This window comes from Bacteroidota bacterium, assembly GCA_016213405.1.
Lineage (GTDB): Bacteria > Bacteroidota > Bacteroidia > Palsa-948 > Palsa-948 > Palsa-948.
The window spans coordinates 1-20,643 of sequence record JACRAM010000026.1; the positions used below are offsets into that span (position 1 = coordinate 1).

A 20,643-nucleotide genomic window follows, 5' to 3' on the forward strand; every position below is an offset into this window, starting at 1 on the left:
TTATCACTTGCTTTTGCCTTCGGCTTCCTCCGCACAATGCCTCGCAACATTGCACTTGCTTTCAGCTAACACTTCGCGTTATCAACGTGTGTTCGGGACTTGCACCCTATAGTAAAAGAACATGGATGGCGCACAAATAAATCCCGTCCTGAAAATTTCAAGACGGGATTCACTGCATAAAATAATCTGAATTATTTTTCTTTAAAAAAATCCTGCACGTGCGATGAATGAACAACTTGTTCCCTGAATGTGTATGCCCCTGATTTAGGAGATTTCACCATTTTTATTACGCGGGTAAAGTCCTTGCCTTTACCGGTTTTTAATGTCGCAACTACTTTCTTTGCCATGGTATTATGTTTTTACAATTACTTAATTTCTTTATGAACTGTCATTTTCTTGAGTATGGAATTATATTTTTTCAATTCCATGCGCTCGGGGTCGTTTTTCCTGTTCTTAACGGTAATGTAACGGGATGTTCCGGGTAATCCGGTTGCAGCATGTTCGGTGCATTCCAGAATAACTTGTATGCGGTTGCCTCTTTTCTTTGCCATAGTGTTTCGTTTTAAGGAGTGCGAAGGTAATTAAGTTTGGGATACTGGCAAAATCACTTTTTCATGAGGTTAAACAAGCTCTCCTGCTTCATGAGGGTTTCAATTTCCTCTATTGTTTTTGGAACACAGGAGGATAATACTTCGGGCTCGGTTTCAGTAATCAGCACATCATCTTCAATACGAATGCCGATGCCCCACCATTTTTCATCGCAATCTGACCCGAATGGAATGTAAATGCCCGGCTCAACTGTGATGACTGAATTAGGTTTTAGTTTTCCGTAGATGCCTATATCGTGAACATCCAATCCAAGGTAATGTGAAGTCCCGTGAAAGAAATACTTACTCACTTCATTTGGTTCTTTAATAACTCCTATCTCAAGCAATCTCTTCTGGATGATGGCGGTGGCTTCTTTATGAGGCGCACGAAAATCTTCTCCCGGCTTGCATTTGGCAATGCCCGCTGTCTGCGCTTCGAGCACGATATTGTAAATTGACTTTTGCTCAGCAGAAAATTTTCCACTCACAGGATATGTTCGAGTAACATCCGCGCTATAGCCATGATATTCCGCTCCAACATCAGAAACCAGCATATCTTTCGCTACAAGTTTTTTTCGATTTGTTTCATAGTGAAGAATACAGGAATTTTCTCCTCCTCCAACGATGGATGGATAACCAACATCTTCGGCTCCTTTGCTTTTGAAAATATATTCAACAATGGCTTCCGCATCATACTCTGCCATGCCCGGCTCAATGGCTTTCATAGCTTCTTTGATTCCATCGCAGGTGAAATTGATTGCTTTACGCATTAAATCGAGTTCTTCTTTTGTTTTTATCTCACGGAGTTTCGCCATAATTTCCTTCAGAGCATAAGTATCTGCATTTGATTTTTGGAAAGAAAGTTTCTTGGAAAATTGTATAATCAAATCGCCTTCATCTTCTTTCTTCTGCTCGAAACAATAAACTTTTTTGTATTTTGAAAAGTCAATCTTAAAATCAGAAAATGAAGAAGAAGCAAAAGCGTTTTGAATGCCTAAATTATTTTTTGCTCCGTCTGTTCCAAGTAATTTTCCTGTCCAACGTTCTGATTTCAAATCTCTGTCTTGAAGGAAAAGGATTTCGTTTGTTGAAAAATTATCAAATTGAACTCCGGTCTTAAAGACAAGAAGCAACGCTTCCGGCTCTTTCAATCCCGTTAAGTAATAAAAGTTTGGGTTCTGGTGGTATTCATAATCAACATCGTTAGAGCGATTCTTAATGGGGGAAGAAAAAAATACAGCGACTGAACTGTCGTCCATTAACTTTCGTAATGCGTCTCTTCTGCCTGAGTGAAATTCTTTTGAAAGTAAATCGTTGTCGTATAAAGAGCCTCCCACTTGCCCCCGCCCTAAGAGGGGGACAAATACAAGCAATAAAAAAACCCCGAAGTATTTCGGGGTTGTATCTTTATAAGAAAACATTTTCACTTTTATTCCCACCCATGGGGGAGGTTTAGGGATGGATTCTTTATTTTTTAATAAATCCTTTTTGTCTTGCAACTTTAAGGCAAGCGAACAAACCATTCTTACTGATAGTTTTCATTCCTGCTGTAGATACTTTCAACGTAATCCATTTATTTTCTTCAGGAATGAAGAAACGTTTCAACTTAAGATTTGGAATAAATATGCGTTTACGTTTATTGTTGGCGTGAGAAACGTTGTTTCCAACCATTACTTTTTTTCCTGTGATTTGGCAAATCTGTGACATTGTTTTAAATTTTGGAGTGCGAATATAATACAATTTTCCTAATACAAATTTTAGTAATAGCGCAAACGAATTACTTCCGCAAGAAGTTTCGCAAGACGGAAAACCTGTTTGGTATAACCATATTCGTTATCGTACCAAACATAAAGCACAATATGACTTCCATCTTCTGAAACAATAGTTGCCTGACTGTCAAATACAGCAGCGCAGGGATTTCCAATCACATCTGTCGAAACCAATTCATTTGAATAACTATATTGAATCTGTTCGACCAGTTCGCTGTGAAGAGCAGCATGGCGCATAACTTCATTTACTTCATCTTTTGAAATTTTTCTGCTGATTTCAAGATGCATGATAGCAAGAGAAACATTTGGAGTAGGAACGCGAACAGAATTAGCCGTAAGTTTTCCTTTCAATGCAGGCAACACTTTTGCAACTGCGCTGGATGCACCGGTTTCCGTAATCACCATGTTCAATGGGGCAGAACGGCCTCTGCGATATTTCTTATGATAATTATCAAGCAGGTTCTGATCATTAGTATAAGAATGAACAGTTTCAATATGCCCGCTTTTAATGCCAAGTTTTTCATCCATTACTTTTAATACAGGAATGATTGCGTTGGTAGTGCAGGAAGCGGCAGAAAATATTTTTTCATTTTTAATATCAAACTTCTCTTGATTCACTCCGAAAACAATATTCGGAATATCACCCTTACCTGGCGCAGTGAGGAGTACTTTTGAAATTCCTTTTGCAAGAAGATGTTTACTCAATCCTGCCCTGTCGCGAGCAATACCTGTATTGTCAATCAGCAATGCATCGTGAATCCCATAACTTGTATAGTCAACTGATTCAGGTTTTTCAGCGGCAATCATTTTTACAGTATGTCCGTTAATAATGAGCGCTTTGTTCTGAAAATCTTCAACGACTGTTCCAGGAAACGGACCGTGAACTGAATCTGTTCTTAGAAGGTCCGCACGCTTTACCAAATCCGCATCGGAATAATTTCTTGTAACGATGGCTCTGAGCCGCAACTGCTCGCCTTTACCAGCGAGGGAAATTAATTCCCTTGCCGCAAGACGGCCAATACGCCCGAATCCATAGAGTACAACATCTTTCGGCTTTAAAACTAATTTATCTTTACCAATAAATGTTTTGAGTTTATCAGAAATAAATTTTGCTGAATCATTTCCGTATTTTGATTTTTCCTCAATCCATTCGGAAGAAAGTTTTCCAATATCAATCCTTGAAGGAGATAAATCCAGCTTTTGAATTTCGCGCGCGACAAGAAGAGTATCAAGAATGGTGATGGGCTGCTTCACTACGTTTTTTGCGTAGAGGTGAAGATTCAGTAATTCGCTGCTGCTTCTGTCTATAAGTTCATTATGAAATAGAATTAACTCAATGGATTTTTCAAACCACAGGTTACCGATAATTCCAATTAACTCGATGGCTGCTTTCTCTTGTTTTATCCAGTCATTGAGTTCGTTTTCATAGCCGTTTTTCATAGCGGGTGACTTTAGTGTTATTGTATCGGAAATCATAATTTATATTTTTTAGGGTTACTATAATTTTTTCGGATGCAAATATGTGTCTTTTTTTCTATGGGAATGAATTGCGAAAACGCAATGTGAATAAATATTTATTAATAGTTTCAAACCGAATAAAAAAGTCCTGATATTTTTTAATATCAGGACTTAAAAATTTCTCTAAATTCTTATTACCCAAGATATGCCTTCAATAATTTACTGCGTGAACTGTGGCGTAATCTGCGGATTGCTTTTTCTTTTATCTGTCTTACGCGCTCACGGGTGAGATCAAACTTAGCGCCTATTTCCTCAAGCGTTAAGCCGTGAGGATGTTCGCCTAATCCAAAAAACAAGCGCACTACATCACGTTCCCTGTCAGTAAGCGTGGAAAGAGAACGGTCAATTTCTCTTTTTAAAGAGTCTGCAATAAGTGAAAAGTCTGCATGCGGAGCGTCTTTGTTTACAAGCAAGTCGGCCAGTGAATTCTCTTCCGCATTAGGAAGCGGTGCGTCCATGGAAACATGACGCCCGGAAACTCTCTGAGTATCTGTAACTTTATCTTCCGGAATATCTAATTCTCTGGCAATTTCTTCTGCCGATGGTTCACGCTCATAAACCTGCTCAAGTTTTGAAAATGTTTTATTCATTTTATTCAGAGCTCCAACCTGATTCAACGGCAAACGAACAATGCGGGATTGTTCTGCCAATGCCTGAAGAATAGATTGGCGAATCCACCATACAGCATAAGAGATAAATTTGAATCCGCGGGTTTCGTCAAAACGCCTTGCCGCTTTAATAAGTCCAAGATTTCCCTCATTGATAAGGTCGGGCAAACTTAGTCCCTGGTTCTGATATTGTTTTGCTACTGATACTACGAAACGAAGGTTTGCACGAACTAGCGCTTCCAGCGCCTGTTGGTCGTCCTCCCTGATTCTCTTAGCCAAAGCAACTTCATCTTCTGCTGTAATTAGCCCCTCCCGACCGATTTCCTGTAAATATTTATCAAGGGATGCACTCTCACGATTCGTAATGGATTTGGTAATCTTTAGTTGTCTCATATTGGCTTTGTGTGTTAGATTTGGCTCTTATTACGGAGAAAGGCGCACAAAGTTACGCCTTTTCTCCTTTTATTCTATTTTATTATCTCCCCGCTACCATTTACATAACTATCTATTCTTATAATTAATGTAAATTATTGATTTTTATAATTTTATTACAATCCAAAAGCATAGTACGCTTTCATTCCATTTGTATAGATTCCTTCAATGAGCACACCGCCTTCCTTGTTCTGAAGAGCAAGTTTCACATCATCAAGAGAATTAATTTTCTTTTTGTCAATATTGGTGATGATGAATCCCTCTTTGATGCCTGCACTGCGAAGTTTTCCTGCTTCAAGAGAAGTTATTTTTACTCCGCCATCTAAACCCAATCGTTTCATATCATCGGAAGACAGCGATTCAAAGTTTGCACCGAGAAGCGAAAGCACTTCGCTTGTTTCTTTCTTCGCAAGCATTGTATCTCCACTCTTGCTTTTCAAAGTCACTGGGATAATTTTTTCTTCTCCACCTCTGCTGACGGTTACTGAAACTTTATCTCCAGGTCGAAAATGACTTATCTGCTCTTGTAATTCGGAAGCATTTTCAACAATCACATCTCCTATTTTGAGAACCTGATCTCCTTCCTGAATTCCGGCTTCGTTCGCGCCCCCGTCTTTAGAAACTCCAGTGATGTAAACTCCTTTCGTATTCATGAGTTTTTTCTCCTCGATAAGTTTTGAATCAATATCCCTTATACTCACTCCGAGAAATGCTCTCTGTACTTTTCCAAACTCAATTAAATCATTTACAACTTTCTTTGCGAGATTAACCGGAACTGCAAATGAATATCCGGTATAAGAACCTGTGTTTGAAGCAATCGCTGAATTAATTCCTATAAGCTGACCTTGTGTATTTACCAGAGCGCCACCGCTGTTCCCTGGGTTAACGGCTGCGTCTGTTTGAATATAGGATTCAACAGGAAAATTATTTTGGTCAGAATTACCTTCCAGCATATTAATATTCCGGGCTTTTGCACTTACGATTCCTGCAGTAACTGTGGAAGTCAGGTTAAAAGGATTTCCAACCGCGAGCACCCACTCGCCTACTTTCACATTGTCTGAGTTACCATATATTAAGTATGGAAGATTCTTTTCTTCGATTTTCAAAAGTGCAATATCCGTAGAAGGATCTTTACCGATTACTTTCGCTGAATAAGTTCTGTGGTCATATAAAGTCACTTCAACTTTTTGCGCGTCATCAATCACATGGTTGTTTGTGACGATGTATCCATCGCCAGAAATTATCACTCCCGAGCCAGAACCCATCTGTGGTTTTTGATGTTGCTGAGGCGCATTCCAACCGAAACCCTGAAACGGATCATAATAATAGAATTGATTTTGCTGAGGAGCAGATTCCGTTTTCACATGCACAACGGCAGGAAGAGAAATCTCAGACGCTTTCACAAAATCAATATTTGATTCAGGAGTCATTCCATTGAAACTGGCAAACTTCACGGGATAATTGTTCGGAAGATTTGCCTGAATAGTATTTTGATTTTTATTTACGAAATGATCAACGGTAAGCGCAACGGTTCCGCCAAGCAGTGCTACGAAGAAGATGGATGTTAAGCGTTTCATAGTTATATGTTTTTAGAATTTTAGTTTTTGGTTTTGCATTGATAATGCAAATATCCCGCCAATGTTTTATTTGTGCAAGAGTTTTAACATTTTTTAACATACGAAGAAGGAAATCCGCCATAATCCAATTACTAACACTTGTTAAAAACTCTTGAAAAAAGGTACCTAATTGAATATTTTTGCGACAGTTCTGATTTGCTATAAAATTTCAGGAGTAAAGTATTGTCAAAATGTCGGCTTCAAATAAGTCATTATTGTTCCTGCTGGGACTCGTTTTAGGATTGCTTGCAGGGGCTGGGTTTTTTATTTTCAAGATGGATGATATTCTGAAAAAAGCAAATCTTTTCAGTTCATCAAGAGATACGGTGATTGTTCAGCAGGTGAATACGGAAGAGAAAAAAGATAAATCGGATATAAAAAAATACATCGGCAAAAAAGATTCTTCGAAAAATAATATGTCATCGGCAGAGTTGCTTGCAAAAAAATATTCACGTGAAGTTCCTATCAGAAAAGTGATGGCTGAGGCGGATTCTCTCCTCAAAGATTCTTCAACTATTGTTCAGGAACAAAATACTTTTGAAAATTTTATCGTTCGAAAAGATGAATTGCTTGACTCTAAGAATTTTCAAGTTGTGAATTTGCAGAATGAAGAAAAAAATCTGCCTGATTCCCTTCTGGAAAAAGTAAGCGGAATAAAAAATAACAAGACGAGTTCATCACTCAAAGTAGAATTCTGGCAATCGCCTATCAATTACAAAGGATACAAAATGACAAAGAATAAGGTGGTGCTGTTTGGAATTAATCCGGATGAAACCATAAAACTATTTCACCTCGATGATGCTATTTTCATGAAGCACAATCAGAATTATTACAAACTGTATTTCACTGACGATTTCAAACAATTTGAAAAAGTAACTGATGTAACAATAACTTCTAAATTAAAATAATCCGTTTGAATCCATCTTAATCTGTATGAATCTGGTTTTTTATAAATATCACGGCACGGGAAATGATTTCATTATCATTGACAATCGCGCGCAGAAAATAAAACTGAACACGAAACAGATTGCACATTTATGTCATAGGAGATTTGGTGTTGGCGCTGATGGATTAATGCTTCTTAAAAACAAAAAAGGTTTTGACTTTGAAATGATTTATTACAACTCAGATGGAAACGAAAGTTCCTTCTGTGGAAACGGAAGCCGTTGCATTGTGGCATTCGCGAAAGATTTGGGAGTAATTAAAAAATCTGAAATAACTTTTATTGCAACAGACGGATTTCATACTGCAAAAATCACCCCTTCTAAATCTCCCACTTTTGTTAGTATAAAAATGAAGGATGTGAAAAATGTTGAACTGCTTCATAATTCAACCCTCTCCCCTTTGGGGAGAGATAGAGAGGGGTGGCTGTTGAATACCGGCTCTCCTCACTATGTAAGATTTACTGAAGGAGTTAAGAGTGCAGAAATAATTTCCGAAGCAAAAAGAATCCGTTACAGTGAGCGGTTCAGCAAGGAAGGAGTGAATGTGAACTTCGCGGAGAAGAATGGAAAAGAAATTTTTGTGCGCACCTACGAGCGCGGTGTGGAAGAGGAAACCCTTTCCTGCGGAACAGGCGTAACTGCCTCCGCGTTAGCCTCTTCCGTGAAGGGAATTTCCACTGCAGAAAACAGCTGTAAGATATTAACATTGGGCGGTGAATTAACCGTGCGTTTTCGCAGAGGAAAAGGTAACTCGTTCAGCGATATTTGGCTGGAAGGTCCTGCGGCTTTTGTGTTTAAAGGAAATGTAGAAATATAAAATAACCAAGAATTAAAATGGATTGCAACGAAGTACGAACAACATCATACGAACCTACGAAATACCAAGAACGCCTATTCGTAGTTCGTAGGTTCGTACCGATTCGTACTTCGTTGAAATAAAAATTATGAATGAACCACTAAACAAGAGAGAAGAACTCTTCGAAACTATCGCGAGAAGTTTTGAGTATCTCATTCCTCGGGATGTGGAAACTATTTTTCTTCTTCTCAATCTCCAGGCAAAGATCGAGAACAAAGAAATAGATGATATTTTTTCGCAGAAGGATTTTGAAGACTCGGTGGATGAGGTTACTGTTATGCTGAAACGGGAGCGCGGCATCCAGAAGGAAAATATTTCCAAACGCCTCAGCCAGCATTTTTACACCACGCTCAAACTCGGAGAAGAATACCGCTATGAACTCACCGTTTTCGCAAAGGACTTCACAAAACTTTTGCTGAACGAAGTTTCTCCCAACTACGAAAATCTTGAACTCGTTCATACTTTCAAACGCACACTTCCCGTTCAGGATGATGATGTGACGAGCATTGATAAACTGAATTACTGGTTCGCGCACCATTACAGTTCATCCAAGAAATTCATTCACGCACACACAGATAATCTCCAAAGATTCGTTGACAAAAAAGTTTCTGAGTTGAGAGTATTACTGAAACCAAATGTGGATAATCCGAAAGAGATGATCACGCAGTTCCTTATCATCTTTGAGCAACTCGGAAAACAAACCGAAGGAATTACAAGCGCTCTCAACTTTAAACAGAATATCATTGATAAATTAAAAAACTCAGAACCTAATTTCAAAGACAAGCGCGAGGACTGGGAACAGTACGACAGAATTTACAACGAAGTAATTTCCTTCTTTGAAAATATTGATAACCGTGTTTTGTCCATCAATGATAAAATTCAGCAGGCACGTACGCGCTTAAAATCTCTCTATGATAATCTGCGCTACAAACAGCAGTATAAATTACGGATCGAAAAATTCCTCCTCTTGCTTTTGAAAGGAAGTAAAACTGTTGATATTCCAAACAAGCAGGATAAAAAAATAGTTCTTCCAACCAGTGTTGTGAAAAAAGAAATTGTTTATCACCGCGATAGATTTTACTTCCCTCCCATTATTGATTTTGCGGAGTATCACAAAATGGAATCTCCGTTCTATCAGGAAGACGAAGAGTTCAAAAGATTATCGGAAGAAGATAAAATAAAACAACTTGCACGACAGGAGAACACCATCAAATGGATGGACAACATCCGAGGAGAAATTGAACTCGGGCGTGAAGTGATATTTGAGCAGTGGATGGATAAGATCGTGAGCAAAGAAGATAATCTAGAAGTGCCAATAGATGTCTGCTTCGGAATTATTGACGAATATAAAAACAGAGATGATGTGCAGCTGGAAATTGACAAGACGCTTATCATGCCTTTGAGTTCAAATGTTGCTCTTTGGAAACTTAAAATAAAACCCAATCAAACAGAATCTATTGAATAAAAAATATATGGAACAACAAACACAGACAGACAACTACGAATACAATTACAACTATGAATTCCTGAATACGGAGCGAGCCCGTAAACATTTTGCCGATACGGATTTCGCTTTGAGAAGCGGAAAGCATATTCAGAACTTCGGAAATGATTTCAAGTTGTGGGATTTCGTGAATGATTATTTCGAGAAGGGTCTTTCGCGCTATTATCTTGAACTGCTCGGCATGGTTCTGAAAAAAGAATTCAACGACCGCGAGGCATATTTCTTTTTGGATTTTCCGGAAGACGGCAACAAAGGCAAATTCGGCTATGACAGAACCTATGCATTGGATGACCGCCTTGTGATCTTCGCAATTCTCCTTCTGAATCTTTACAAAGAAAAATTCTTTGAGAACAAAGAAGTGAAATGGGATGAACTGCTTTACATCACTGAAGAAGGCGAGAACAAAGACCTATGGCAGAAACTTTTGTTCGGGGAAAATAAGCGAAACTTCACTCCACAGGAAAAAGAAGATGTGCGCAGAAAAATTGAACGCACCCTGCAAACCTGCGAGCGCATGGGCTGGATACGCTGGATCAGCTATGAAGAACTGCATTTTGAAATTATGCCGAGCATTGACCGCATTGCAAAACTTTATCAGACGGAAATAAATAATGTGGAACTCTTAACTGAATATTTAGACAATAATTTACCATCATAATCTCTTTGTCATGCTGAACGAAGTGAAGCATCTATAGATTCTTCGCTACGCTCAGAATGACAAACCAATAAAAACTATGGCAACAACATTCCCAAGAATTTATTCCCTCGGCACCGTGGGTGTGAGGCAACATTACAACTCCGAATATCTTTTTCACGCGGTGAGGACCGACTTCACAGGCGGAAACGGACTCGGAAAATCTATCATCGGTGATTTGATGCAGCTCATCATCATTCCGAGGCGCGATATGTGGAAGCCCGGCACCGAAGGAATCGGCAAGGATGAAAGGCGCGTGGAAGGAATTCCGCTCAACAAAGAATATATTCAGTATGCCTATGCATTCCTGAACATTGAGCGCAAGCAGGGGCAGTTCCTCACGATTGGTGTTTACATTTCAAAAACTCCGCGCATTCCCGTGCGTCCGTTCATAATTTCTGCTTCTCCTGATTTTGAGAGTGGAAGTTTGACACCGTTCAGCCGTCCGTTGCACCCCGATGATTTTCTCGGAGAGAACAAAACCATTTTCGACTTGCGTGAAATGCACAAGCATTTGAAAGAGAAGCACGGATTATACATGAAAGATTTCTTCCAGACGGAAGGAATCATGAAGTATTATGATTTGCTCTATAAGAATAATATTCTGCCCGTAAATCTTACAAAGCCCGATAATCTCAAAACATATTCTAAGGTCATTCAGAGTTTCGCCAGAGCGAAATCCCTCGACATCACCAACTCTAAAAGTCTGCAGAACTTTTTGTTTGAGGATAACGATGAGATAAAAAGAGTTTTTGAAGAACAGAAAGAACAATTATCAAGTTTGATAAAGCAGTACCGTGATAACTTCTTTCATACACAGGAACTCCAACTGAAACAAAAGAAATTACTGGCGCTTCTGGAAACAAACCGAAAAAGCACACAGGCGAAAGAAGATTTTTTGAAATCAAGTGCTTCGTTCTCTTATCAGAAATATAATGACGCGCTGAACAGGCACGAGAACAACAAAAAGCACATTGAAACTTCGGTTACGAATCTGATGCGCCAGAAGAATGAACTGGAAAAAGTTACTGAGGAACTTTACAATCATTACACCAATCTCCAAAAGGTTTGTCTCTTGATGCGCGAGAAATACGAAACACTTCTGAAAGATTTCAGCGATGATACTATTCTTGCACGCAAACAGCAGGCGGATGTGCTTCGAGATAAAATTAATTTACTTTCCGCGCTCGCACCAATCGTTGAGCAGTATGGAAGTGTTGAGAAGATTGAAAAGAAACTGAAAGAACAGGAATCTTTCCGCGACAAGAAAAACAACCTGAATAAAATTCTCTCCCTCTACTCTCTTTCTGATTTTGAAAATTCAGAATGGGCGAAGATGGATTACCTCACCGCTTCAAAACATTACAGCGAAAAGCTAAGCGAACTTCCCCAGCAGATTGAAGAACTCGAAACATTGGTTGAACTTTTTGAAGGAACACGCGATGATTCGTTTTTCCACTGGGCAATTCAGAACAACAAGCCGCTCACAAAGGAACAGGAAACAGTTCTGATGCATTTGAAAGAGCTTCCCGTTACGAAACCCGAAGAAGTAGAAGAAGGAACAAAATATATTTCGAACCCGCTTGCCATGCTGAGTAGTTTTGAAAAGGTTGAGGAGAAAAAGGTTAAGGTTAAGGACAACAGCCCTTTAACCTCATCCTCAACCTTAACCTTAACCTCTGATGGTATTTGGATTGCATTCGGAGAAGTCCGCGAGTTTGTTCCGCTCATCAAGAAACAACGATTCACCAACACGAAGAATCTTAAAACAGTTCTTGAAAAAGATACAAAGGCCATCAAAGCCGAACTGGAAGAAACACACAAGGAACTGAACATTATTCAGCGTTTGTCGGATGAACTCGTTGAAATCGGTTTCAATCAGGAACTTTCTGATATATATAGGAAGAGAAAATCCATAGAGAGTTATACGATTGACAATTCTCTGAACGAAGAAAAGATTTCTCTCATTAAAGAAAACTGGGACGACATTGAGAAATTAGAAACGCTTCAAACTGAATTTGCTACTATAGATAACGAAGCCATTGAACTCGCGAAGAAACAAAGCGACATCCGCAACAAAATTAATTCTGCCAAAAGCGCATTTGACACCTGCGAATATGAATTCACTAAGTTGAGATTGGAAAGCAGTATTGACTTAGAAGTTACTGCCGAAGATCATTCCCAAAAAGGAATTGAACTGCTGGATGAAAATAAAATTACCTACGAAGCAAGAATCAGAACGCTGAACGAACAAAAGACATGGTCGGAGAAATATATTATTGCTTCCGAAGGAGAATTGCGCGGATACCGCAGCAGCGAACCGCTCTTCAAACAGCAGATGGAAGAATCGCTCACCGTATTCAACGAGAAGAAACTTTTGCTCGAAGGCGAAACAGGAATCATCTTTGAACCCACCCTCATCACAGGCGAACTCAACGAAAATAGTATTGAACGTCTTGAGAAAAAAAGCGAAGCCCTCATTGAATCCTACCATGAAGAATTCACGCGTGTTACGGAATCTTTTGAAGAAACAAAAGGAGACAGAAGTCCTGAACTCGTAATGGACAAATATAATTTCCGCACGCTGGTGAATATTCTCTGCGGAAAATTAGGACTGGAAGGACTCGGTCCCGAACTCGAACGCCTCAACGAAGAGCTGAAAAAGTTCGGAGACCTTCAGCTCACTATCATTCTGGATGTGTTCAAGAAAGTAGAACTGCAGTACAACGCTTTCCGCAAACTCATCACCGAACTGAATTTCTTCTTCAAAGAAAACAAAATCAGCGGTGTGTATAATTTTCAGGTGGACTTCAACGAGCGGAGAGATATTGCCATTGACTGGATTCGCAGAATGCGCGAACACGCCAAACACCAGCGCCTCGCATCAAAACTTTTCATCACAGCAGAATCAGAAGCTTCGCCAGAAACTTTAATTCTCAACATTGCAAAAACCCTCAGCGATGTAGGCGACAAAATGGAAATGCAAGACCTGCTCGACCCGAAATTTTATTTCGACCTGCGTGTTGGATTGTTTGACGAACTGGGCGCGCGTTATCCGGGTTCGGGCGGTGAGGCATACACGGCACTCGCGCTTCTCTGCATAGGAAGAATGTCCGTCATTCAGCGCGACAAAAACCGCCAGGGCGTGCGCTTCATCCTCCTCGAAGAGTTATCGAACATTGACGACACCAACTTCGGACTCTTCCCCGAGATTGCAAAAATGTTCGGCTACCAACTGATGACGATGACGCCAAAACCGTTCGGCTCATACAGCGAAAGCGAGTGGTATCTGCACATGCTCATCCGCGGGAAAGACAAGAACATCAATTACCAGCCGATGAGTTTCTTCCGCACAAAAATGAACAAGCAGCGGCTGGAAGAATATATGGCGGGCGGAAAAATTGAAGCGAAAGAACCGCTTGTAATCTCAGCCCCCTCCGACTCCCCCGAAGGGGGAGTGACTGAATCATTCTCATCGGCTGTCACCCTGAGCGAAGTCGAAGGGTCTATTTTAAACGACACCATCAGTGACGCTGAAACAATCATTGAAGCAGAGATGGCTTCTGAAACTTCAACTGAAATCAAAGTGGAAGAAGTGAAAGAAGAAGTTCCTGAACTTCCAAAAATCTCTGACGAACTTCAATCAGACCGCAAAGAAGAATTTTTGGGATTGACCCCGTTGGATAAAAATCCCGCAGGGTATCCCACGGGGTTGAGTGAAGAAGGGAAAGTGGAAGATGACCACGAAGGGGCAGGAAAAAAGAATGAAGAGGGAGATGTGAAGGGGGAATAAGGCAGAGATTAAATATCAATTCATTAGAGAATATACCGAATTAGAATTGTATACTTCAATTCATAAAAATCAGGGCTAAAGCCCGTTATTTATTTCAACCTAATTTGCCACGACCTTAAGGTCGTGGCTATTGAAAACCAAAGAACAAACGGGCTTCAGCCCAACATAAACTCTTATTCGATATAAACTCCATTATAAAATCTTTTTTATCTTTGCTTACCTAATTGATTTTTATGTAATGTTTCACTCCGCAATTAAAATGCCTCTCTCGACTCATAGCGTTGCATTACAGAGCGCATCTCTGAGAATTTATAAAAATCCCCCCCCCCCCCCCGAAAAATTCAAATAGGCAATTTGCAGTAGGCAAAAAAATACTTTCTAAAATAATTTATCGCCTGCACATTTATTTGTTGCGGGCGTTTTATTTTTTATAAACCAAAACAGCATCAATTAAGAATAAAACAATATGAATCTCTCAACACTACTTTCTAAATTACAACAAGCTAAAATAAATTTATGGGGAATCACTGTTTACGAAATGGTTGGTGATGGATGTCTAAACGGATTAGGTTCTAATAATGATATGAACAATGGCGAACGATTTCAATTTGTAAATGAAATTGCAAGAAAGAAAGACGGAAGCGGAAATATAATAGAGGGAACATATTCTGTTGCATGGATTGAACCCAGATTTCTGAGTGATAAGAATCACGAAACTTTAAAAATTATTCCAGACGATGATGGAACATATAAAGTGCAATGGATAATAAGTGAGCATGTTGATTTTGAAGGTGCAGGAATTAAAACAGGAGAAAAACAGTTCACGGTTTTTTATTGGTCAACTAAATAATTATTAATGGAAACAAAAAAAAATATTGAATCTTTAGGATTTATCTGTTTTATTTTATTCCCCTCATTACAAATTTTTTCGCAAACTCTTAATGTGGGTGTTTCATATACAAACCTTGGATGTTGTTCTTCGCTTTGTGATGGAACTGCAACTGCAAATGTCACTGGAGGCGTAACTCCATATACTTATATGTGGAGCGACCCCAATGGTCAAACCACTCAAACAGCAACAGGTCTTTGCCCTGGACTATATGCAGTAGTAGTTTATGATGCTGCATTAAATTCAGCAACATCACCAAATGTAGTTATAACCTACCCATCAATTACATCATCTTTTGCATCCACACAACCCAGCTGTTATGGAAATAATGATGGTTCAACAACTGCAAATGCTGGTGGTGGAACTTCACCATATACATATAGTTGGAGTAATGGTCAAACTTCACAAACTACAACAGGACTTGCAGCAGCCACTTATACTTTAACAATTACGGATGCCAAATGTTGCACCGCAACTAAAACAGTTACTGTCACTCAGCCCTATCAGTTAGTGTCTTCTCCTGTACTTACAAATTCTGTAACTTGTAATGGGGGTAATAATGGAAGTTTACAAGCCAGTGCCTCTGGCGGAACACTTCCATATACTTACTTATGGAACACAGGACAAACCACTACTTCACTATCTGGGCTTATTGCTGGAACATATTCTCTCACTGTAACAGATAGCCATGGATGTACTGCATCTGCTGCCTCTATAAATATTCCTCAACCTACGGCAATAACAAACGCTTTCACTACCGTGAATCCAAACTGCGGAAATAATAATGGTATGGTAATTTCAACTTCTGGAGGTGGAACCTCTCCTTATTCTTTTTCATGGAACACAGGCAGTACTATTAATCTGGTTGTAGGTTTAACAGGAAGTCCCCCTGATACTCTTATTGTAACAATTACTGATGCCAATGGATGTATTTTAAAAGATACAACTATAATTACTTGTACTTCATTAGGTGTTGAGAATGTTAATTTGCAAAGCCAATTTAATATTTATCCAAATGCGAGCAACGGAATTTTCAACATTGAAAATACACTACTGAATAATTCAATATACGGCATTTACATTTACAATATCACGGGAGAAAAAGTATATCAATCAACAATTCAGCAATTCAGCAATACAACCATTGATTTATCAAATCACCCCAACGGAATTTATTTCCTCACCATAAAAACCAATGAAGGCACAACCAACAAAAAACTAATCATCAATAAATAACCAAAACCCCACCCCACCATGTCGCGCATAAAATACCCTGTAGATTTTTCAGGCAAAGCAAATTTATTTTTGAAAATTGAACTCAAGCATGCCAATGACGGAGACAAAAGCGTGCTCATTGATTTTCTCGAAGAGAAAAAAATTGACATGGCAAAAAACAAAAAGAAAACCGAAAGCGCTGTGGTAACCCATGCCGAGTTTGTAAAAACTTCTGAAGAAGCAGAAGAGTTAACCCAAAAGCGCGATAACTTTTGGAACCCCGTGTTTTCAAATTTCAAAAAAGAAATTCAGTACCTCAAATCATTCTATAGAGGAAAAGTAAAAGAACTCGGAATGTGGGGAATAAAAGTGGATGGAAAAGGCAAGGTGGTTTACCCCGCAAAGTTTGAAGACCTCGTAAAAATGTTTGCCGTATTTTATAAAAAGCACACAGCGATGGGAGCAAAATCACCGCTCATAAAATTTTTAACCGAAAATGAAATTGATATTGACAGCGATAAAAAAAATGCCGATTCGGCTTTGAAAGCCCACGGTGAAATGACGCAGGAAAAAAAGGACGCGGAGAAACTACGCAACCAGCGCGACACAGATTTTAATCCTGTGTTTGCCGATGTTCTTGCCATAGGGCAATTTCTGAAAAAACTTTTCACCGCCAACCCGCACAAACTTGGCGACTGGGGGTTTGAGATTGATGATTCGCCTCCAAAACCGAGAAAGAAAAAAGGCAATAATCCTTCCGCATAAAACATTTATCCTGTTTTTGTTGCAAAAGATTGAACTTTACTTCCTAAAGATTGGATTCTACTTGCTAAAGATTTAAGTTTACGTGCAAAAGATTGGATTCTACGTGCTAAAGATTAAGTTTACGTGCAAAAGATTCAAGTTTTGTTGCAAAAGATAGAATTTTACTGCCATTTTAAAGCAAGAGACATAATCATAGGACTTACGCAATTTTGTATTTCTCTGTGAAACTCTTAAAACTCTGTGTTCTCTGTGTTAAAATTTTCAACACAGAGTTCACGGAGAAACACAGAGTTTCACAGAGTGCGTAAGTCCTAAATCAATCATTTCAATCCTGCTGGGTTTTTGCGTGAGCGATTGAAGTGGAAATCCTTTGCGCCTCGCAAAGATTGAAACGGAAAGCGCGACCTGAGTCATCGAAGGGCACGCCCAAATGAAATACAAGTAGGCAACAGGCAGTTGGCAATTGACAAAAAGAAAATAACTGCAAATTGCAAACTGCCAATTTTATTTCATGCAACAATTTCTTTCATGAATTGCAGTTCGTATAATTTCCGGTAGTGTTTGTTGAGTTCAAGAAGCTGGCGGTGAGTTCCTGATTCAATGATTTCTCCTTTATCAAGCACAATTATTTTATCGGCTCGCTGAATGGTGGCAAGGCGGTGGGCGATGACGATGGAAGTTCGGGAGTTGGGAGTTGGGAGTTGGGAGGCAGATACAGCAGTGTGTTTTTCTTGCTCCGAACCCCGAACTCCATACTCCTTTCTTCCCAAAAGCGCTTCGGTGGCGCGCTGTATGAGCATTTCAGATTCGGTGTCGATGCTGGAAGTGGCTTCGTCAAGAATGAGTATGGCGGGGTTGTACAAATAGGCGCGTATGAAAGAAATCAGTTGCCTCTGCCCTACCGATAGGGTTGCTCCGCGCTCCATCACATTGTAATCATAATTGCCGGGCAGCCGCATGATGAAATCGTGCGCGCCTATTATTTTTGCTGCCTCTACCACTTTTTCTCTCTCACTTTCTTTCATTCTCACTTTCTCACTTTCGCTGAAAAGTGAGTGAGAGGGTGAGAGAGTGAGAGAGTGAGAAGGATGGAGTGATATATTATTTGCGATGGTGTCGGAATACAAAAAAACATCCTGCAAAACAATGCCGATGTTTTTCCGTAGAGAATTTAATTCATATTCGCGAATATTAATTCCGTCAATAAGGATTTCTCCTTTTGTGTATTCGTAAAATCTGTTTATCAAACTGGCAATGGATGACTTGCCTGAACCTGTGGCGCCCACCAGTGCAACGGTTTCGCCTTGTTTTGCTTCGAAGGAAATGTTTTTGAGAACCCAGTTTGGAGAATGTACGAGGGATGAAGGACGAGGGACGAGGGAATCAGGCGCGTCATACGAAAACCAAACATTTTTAAATTCAATGGCTAATGGTTGATGGTTTACCCCGTTGGAAATGTTTCCTACGGGGTTGATGGTTGATGTATTCCCATTAGCCATTAAACATTTTCCATTATCCATTACTCCGCCTTTCGTATCCATCACTCTGAACACCCTTTCGCTTGCCACAATTCCCATCTGAAGCGTGTTGAACCGGTCGGCAATCAGTCGTATCGGGCGAAAGAGCATGTTGATGTACATGATGAACGCAACGAGTTGCCCGATAGAAAAAGCATTGTCAAAAACTCCCCTTCCACCCCACCACACAATAAGCCCGATGGAAACAGAAGAAAGAATTTCTATGAACGGAAAAAAAACAGAGTAGTACCAGATGGAACGGATGTTTGCCTTGCGGTGCGATGCATTTATCTCTCTGAATTTTTTCATCTCTTCTTCTTCGCGGTTGAATATCTGCACCACGCTCATTCCGGTGATGTGTTCCTGAACAAATGAATTCAATCGGGCAATCTGGGTTCTTACTTCATTGAAAGATTTATTCACTCCATTCTTGAACATATTGGCTCCTGCAATGAGCAAAGGAAAAACAGATAAACTGATGAGAGAAAGTTTCCAGTTGGTGTAAAACATTACGGATATTATCACTATGAGTTTAAGAAAGTCGCCAAGAATTACGAGCAATCCTTCTGAAAAAATATCTGAAATGGCTTCCATGTCAGATATCACGCGCGTTACCAGCGTGCCAATGGGAGTTTTGTCGAAGTATTGCAAATGCAAATGATTGATGTGATTAAATAGTTTCGTGCGCATGTCTTTTATTATCGTTTGCCCCAGCCAGCCGGCCAGGTATTCATTAAGAAACTGAAGCAATGTTTCAAAAAGCAGAACGCCTATCATGATTAGCGTCATCGTTAAAAGCATTTCTTTGTCGGGCTTTACCCCGTTGGATATGTATCCTACGGGGTGAACAATAAAATTATCTAACGTGTATTGCGTGAGCATTGCACGCACGGGAGAAACAAATGCAAACACAATTGCGATAAAAGCAGCAAAGGCAAACATTTTTCTATACGGATTAGCATAGGAAAGAACTCTTTTCAAAAGCCCGAATGAAAATTTTTGCTGCAGGTCCGCACTCATATCAGAAACAGGTTTTTCGGATATTCCACTTTTGTCAAATACAATCCGCAGGCGGGAACAAGCGCTCCTGCATTTTGGCAATTCTTGCTTTCAATTATCTTTTTAAAATCATTCAGGTTTATTTTGTTCTTTCCCAAAAGCATCATTGTTCCGACAATCATACGAACCATGCCGCGGAGAAAGCGGTCGGCACGAATGGTGAAGACTAAATTTCCTGCATTGTCTTTTTTCCAATCTGCACGCTTGATTTTACAGAGATTGGTTTTCACCTGCGTATTTACTTTGCTGAATGCTGAAAAATCTTCGTGCTTCATCAATAATTTTCCTGCTTTATTCATCAACTCAACATTTAGTTCGCTGTAGTAATAATAAGAGCGGTTCAATAAAAACGGGTTGCGCTTGTTATGAATTAAATATTGATAGGTTCTTGCTGTTGCATCAAAACGCGCGTTTGAATCCAGTTTGACAGAAAAAATCTTGTCAATGGAAATATCAACGGGAATCATATTGTTAAACTTATAAAGCCAATCGGTTTTGGAATCATTGTGAAGATTATTTATGTTGGAATCAAAATGAGCAAACAGCTCTTTTGCATGAACTCCAGTATCGGTTCTGCAGCAGCCCAGCACTTCTATCTTTTCACTTAATAATTTGGAAAGCCCTTCATTAATTTTTTGCTGAACGGTTTCAGAAGAATTTTTCTGCACTTGCCATCCGTTGTAGTGGGTGCCATCAAAAGAAATTTTTATGAAATAGCGATATAACAAAATAAAAGATTAGACATTATTCAGATTAAGATGTTATATCCACGATTTTCAACACAGAGTTCACAGAGTTTAATGAGTTTCACAGAGCAGAACTCTCTGTGTAATCTCGTATGTTTGCGAAATTAAATAAACTAGTGCAACTAAAAGAA

At 39.4% G+C, this 20,643-nt stretch carries 17 protein-coding genes; 8 read left to right on the forward strand and 9 right to left on the reverse strand.

The genetic code is table 11. The features are described 5' to 3' along the window. Positions 1-191: 191 nt before the first annotated feature. The 7 genes from HY841_03050 to HY841_03080 all read right to left on the reverse strand — a co-directional run bounded on the left by HY841_03050 (position 192) and on the right by HY841_03080 (position 6,491). Positions 192-347 (reverse strand): DUF4295 domain-containing protein, encoded by a 156-nt coding sequence (locus tag HY841_03050; GenBank protein ID MBI4929714.1) that lies wholly within the window; start codon positions 345-347, stop codon positions 192-194. Between the two features lie 18 nt (positions 348-365). Beyond that, the gene (gene rpmG, locus HY841_03055; protein ID MBI4929715.1) at positions 366-551 is read right to left on the reverse strand and encodes a 50S ribosomal protein L33; all 186 of its coding nucleotides are present in this window, start codon (positions 549-551) and stop codon (positions 366-368) included. 53 nt (positions 552-604) lie between these two features. Further along, on the reverse strand, positions 605-1,846 hold the full coding sequence (locus tag HY841_03060) for an aminopeptidase P N-terminal domain-containing protein (protein ID MBI4929716.1): 1,242 nt from the start codon (positions 1,844-1,846) through the stop codon (positions 605-607). Between the two features lie 208 nt (positions 1,847-2,054). Continuing rightward, positions 2,055-2,294: a 50S ribosomal protein L28 gene (locus HY841_03065; protein ID MBI4929717.1), complete on the reverse strand. Its 240-nt coding sequence runs from the start codon at positions 2,292-2,294 to the stop codon at positions 2,055-2,057. A gap of 50 nt (positions 2,295-2,344) precedes the next feature. Beyond that, positions 2,345-3,796: a glyceraldehyde-3-phosphate dehydrogenase gene (locus tag HY841_03070; GenBank protein ID MBI4929718.1), complete on the reverse strand. Its 1,452-nt coding sequence runs from the start codon at positions 3,794-3,796 to the stop codon at positions 2,345-2,347. A 212-nt stretch (positions 3,797-4,008) separates the two neighbouring features. Beyond that, positions 4,009-4,875: a sigma-70 family RNA polymerase sigma factor gene (locus HY841_03075; GenBank protein MBI4929719.1), complete on the reverse strand. Its 867-nt coding sequence runs from the start codon at positions 4,873-4,875 to the stop codon at positions 4,009-4,011. A gap of 155 nt (positions 4,876-5,030) precedes the next feature. Continuing rightward, entirely contained in the window at positions 5,031-6,491 is a 1,461-nt protein-coding gene (locus HY841_03080; protein MBI4929720.1) for a Do family serine endopeptidase, read from the reverse strand. Between the two features lie 230 nt (positions 6,492-6,721). Between HY841_03080 and HY841_03085 the strand changes: the two genes are divergently transcribed. The 8 genes from HY841_03085 to HY841_03120 all read left to right on the forward strand — a co-directional run bounded on the left by HY841_03085 (position 6,722) and on the right by HY841_03120 (position 17,190). Next, positions 6,722-7,438, forward strand: coding sequence for a hypothetical protein (locus tag HY841_03085; protein ID MBI4929721.1), 717 nt, complete (start codon positions 6,722-6,724; stop codon positions 7,436-7,438). A 25-nt stretch (positions 7,439-7,463) separates the two neighbouring features. Next, entirely contained in the window at positions 7,464-8,291 is an 828-nt protein-coding gene (locus tag HY841_03090; GenBank protein MBI4929722.1) for a diaminopimelate epimerase, read from the forward strand. 127 nt (positions 8,292-8,418) lie between these two features. After that, positions 8,419-9,795, forward strand: coding sequence for a hypothetical protein (locus HY841_03095; GenBank protein ID MBI4929723.1), 1,377 nt, complete (start codon positions 8,419-8,421; stop codon positions 9,793-9,795). 7 nt (positions 9,796-9,802) lie between these two features. Next, the gene (locus tag HY841_03100) at positions 9,803-10,492 is read left to right on the forward strand and encodes a hypothetical protein (GenBank protein ID MBI4929724.1); all 690 of its coding nucleotides are present in this window, start codon (positions 9,803-9,805) and stop codon (positions 10,490-10,492) included. 76 nt (positions 10,493-10,568) lie between these two features. Continuing rightward, entirely contained in the window at positions 10,569-14,321 is a 3,753-nt protein-coding gene (locus HY841_03105; GenBank protein ID MBI4929725.1) for a hypothetical protein, read from the forward strand. A 466-nt stretch (positions 14,322-14,787) separates the two neighbouring features. Beyond that, on the forward strand, positions 14,788-15,171 hold the full coding sequence (locus tag HY841_03110; GenBank protein ID MBI4929726.1) for a hypothetical protein: 384 nt from the start codon (positions 14,788-14,790) through the stop codon (positions 15,169-15,171). Positions 15,172-15,177: 6 nt separating this feature from the next. Then, a complete protein-coding gene (locus tag HY841_03115; protein ID MBI4929727.1) occupies positions 15,178-16,446 on the forward strand; it encodes a T9SS type A sorting domain-containing protein in 1,269 nt (422 codons plus the stop codon). An 18-nt stretch (positions 16,447-16,464) separates the two neighbouring features. Continuing rightward, positions 16,465-17,190, forward strand: a complete 726-nt coding sequence (locus HY841_03120; GenBank protein ID MBI4929728.1) for a hypothetical protein — start codon at positions 16,465-16,467, stop codon at positions 17,188-17,190. Between the two features lie 509 nt (positions 17,191-17,699). Here HY841_03120 and HY841_03125 read toward each other — a convergent pair. Next, entirely contained in the window at positions 17,700-19,727 is a 2,028-nt protein-coding gene (locus HY841_03125) for an ABC transporter ATP-binding protein (protein MBI4929729.1), read from the reverse strand. Further along, on the reverse strand, positions 19,724-20,497 hold the full coding sequence (gene truA / locus HY841_03130) for a tRNA pseudouridine(38-40) synthase TruA (protein ID MBI4929730.1): 774 nt from the start codon (positions 20,495-20,497) through the stop codon (positions 19,724-19,726). The genes HY841_03125 and truA overlap by 4 nt, the downstream gene beginning before the upstream one ends. Positions 20,498-20,643: the final 146 nt, after the last annotated feature.

Coding starts and splice junctions, on each gene's coding strand:
- rpmG (MBI4929715.1), bottom strand. CDS start 551: ATGGCAAAGAAAAGAGGCAACCGCATACAAGTTATTCTGGAATGCACC.
- HY841_03125 (MBI4929729.1), bottom strand. CDS start 19,727: ATGAGTGCGGACCTGCAGCAAAAATTTTCATTCGGGCTTTTGAAAAGA.
- HY841_03090 (MBI4929722.1), top strand. CDS start 7,464: ATGAATCTGGTTTTTTATAAATATCACGGCACGGGAAATGATTTCATT.
- HY841_03110 (MBI4929726.1), top strand. CDS start 14,788: ATGAATCTCTCAACACTACTTTCTAAATTACAACAAGCTAAAATAAAT.
- HY841_03075 (MBI4929719.1), bottom strand. CDS start 4,875: ATGAGACAACTAAAGATTACCAAATCCATTACGAATCGTGAGAGTGCA.
- HY841_03120 (MBI4929728.1), top strand. CDS start 16,465: ATGTCGCGCATAAAATACCCTGTAGATTTTTCAGGCAAAGCAAATTTA.
- HY841_03070 (MBI4929718.1), bottom strand. CDS start 3,796: ATGAAAAACGGCTATGAAAACGAACTCAATGACTGGATAAAACAAGAG.
- HY841_03115 (MBI4929727.1), top strand. CDS start 15,178: ATGGAAACAAAAAAAAATATTGAATCTTTAGGATTTATCTGTTTTATT.
- HY841_03095 (MBI4929723.1), top strand. CDS start 8,419: ATGAATGAACCACTAAACAAGAGAGAAGAACTCTTCGAAACTATCGCG.
- HY841_03100 (MBI4929724.1), top strand. CDS start 9,803: ATGGAACAACAAACACAGACAGACAACTACGAATACAATTACAACTAT.
- HY841_03085 (MBI4929721.1), top strand. CDS start 6,722: ATGTCGGCTTCAAATAAGTCATTATTGTTCCTGCTGGGACTCGTTTTA.
- HY841_03060 (MBI4929716.1), bottom strand. CDS start 1,846: ATGGACGACAGTTCAGTCGCTGTATTTTTTTCTTCCCCCATTAAGAAT.
- HY841_03050 (MBI4929714.1), bottom strand. CDS start 347: ATGGCAAAGAAAGTAGTTGCGACATTAAAAACCGGTAAAGGCAAGGAC.
- HY841_03105 (MBI4929725.1), top strand. CDS start 10,569: ATGGCAACAACATTCCCAAGAATTTATTCCCTCGGCACCGTGGGTGTG.
- HY841_03080 (MBI4929720.1), bottom strand. CDS start 6,491: ATGAAACGCTTAACATCCATCTTCTTCGTAGCACTGCTTGGCGGAACC.
- HY841_03065 (MBI4929717.1), bottom strand. CDS start 2,294: ATGTCACAGATTTGCCAAATCACAGGAAAAAAAGTAATGGTTGGAAAC.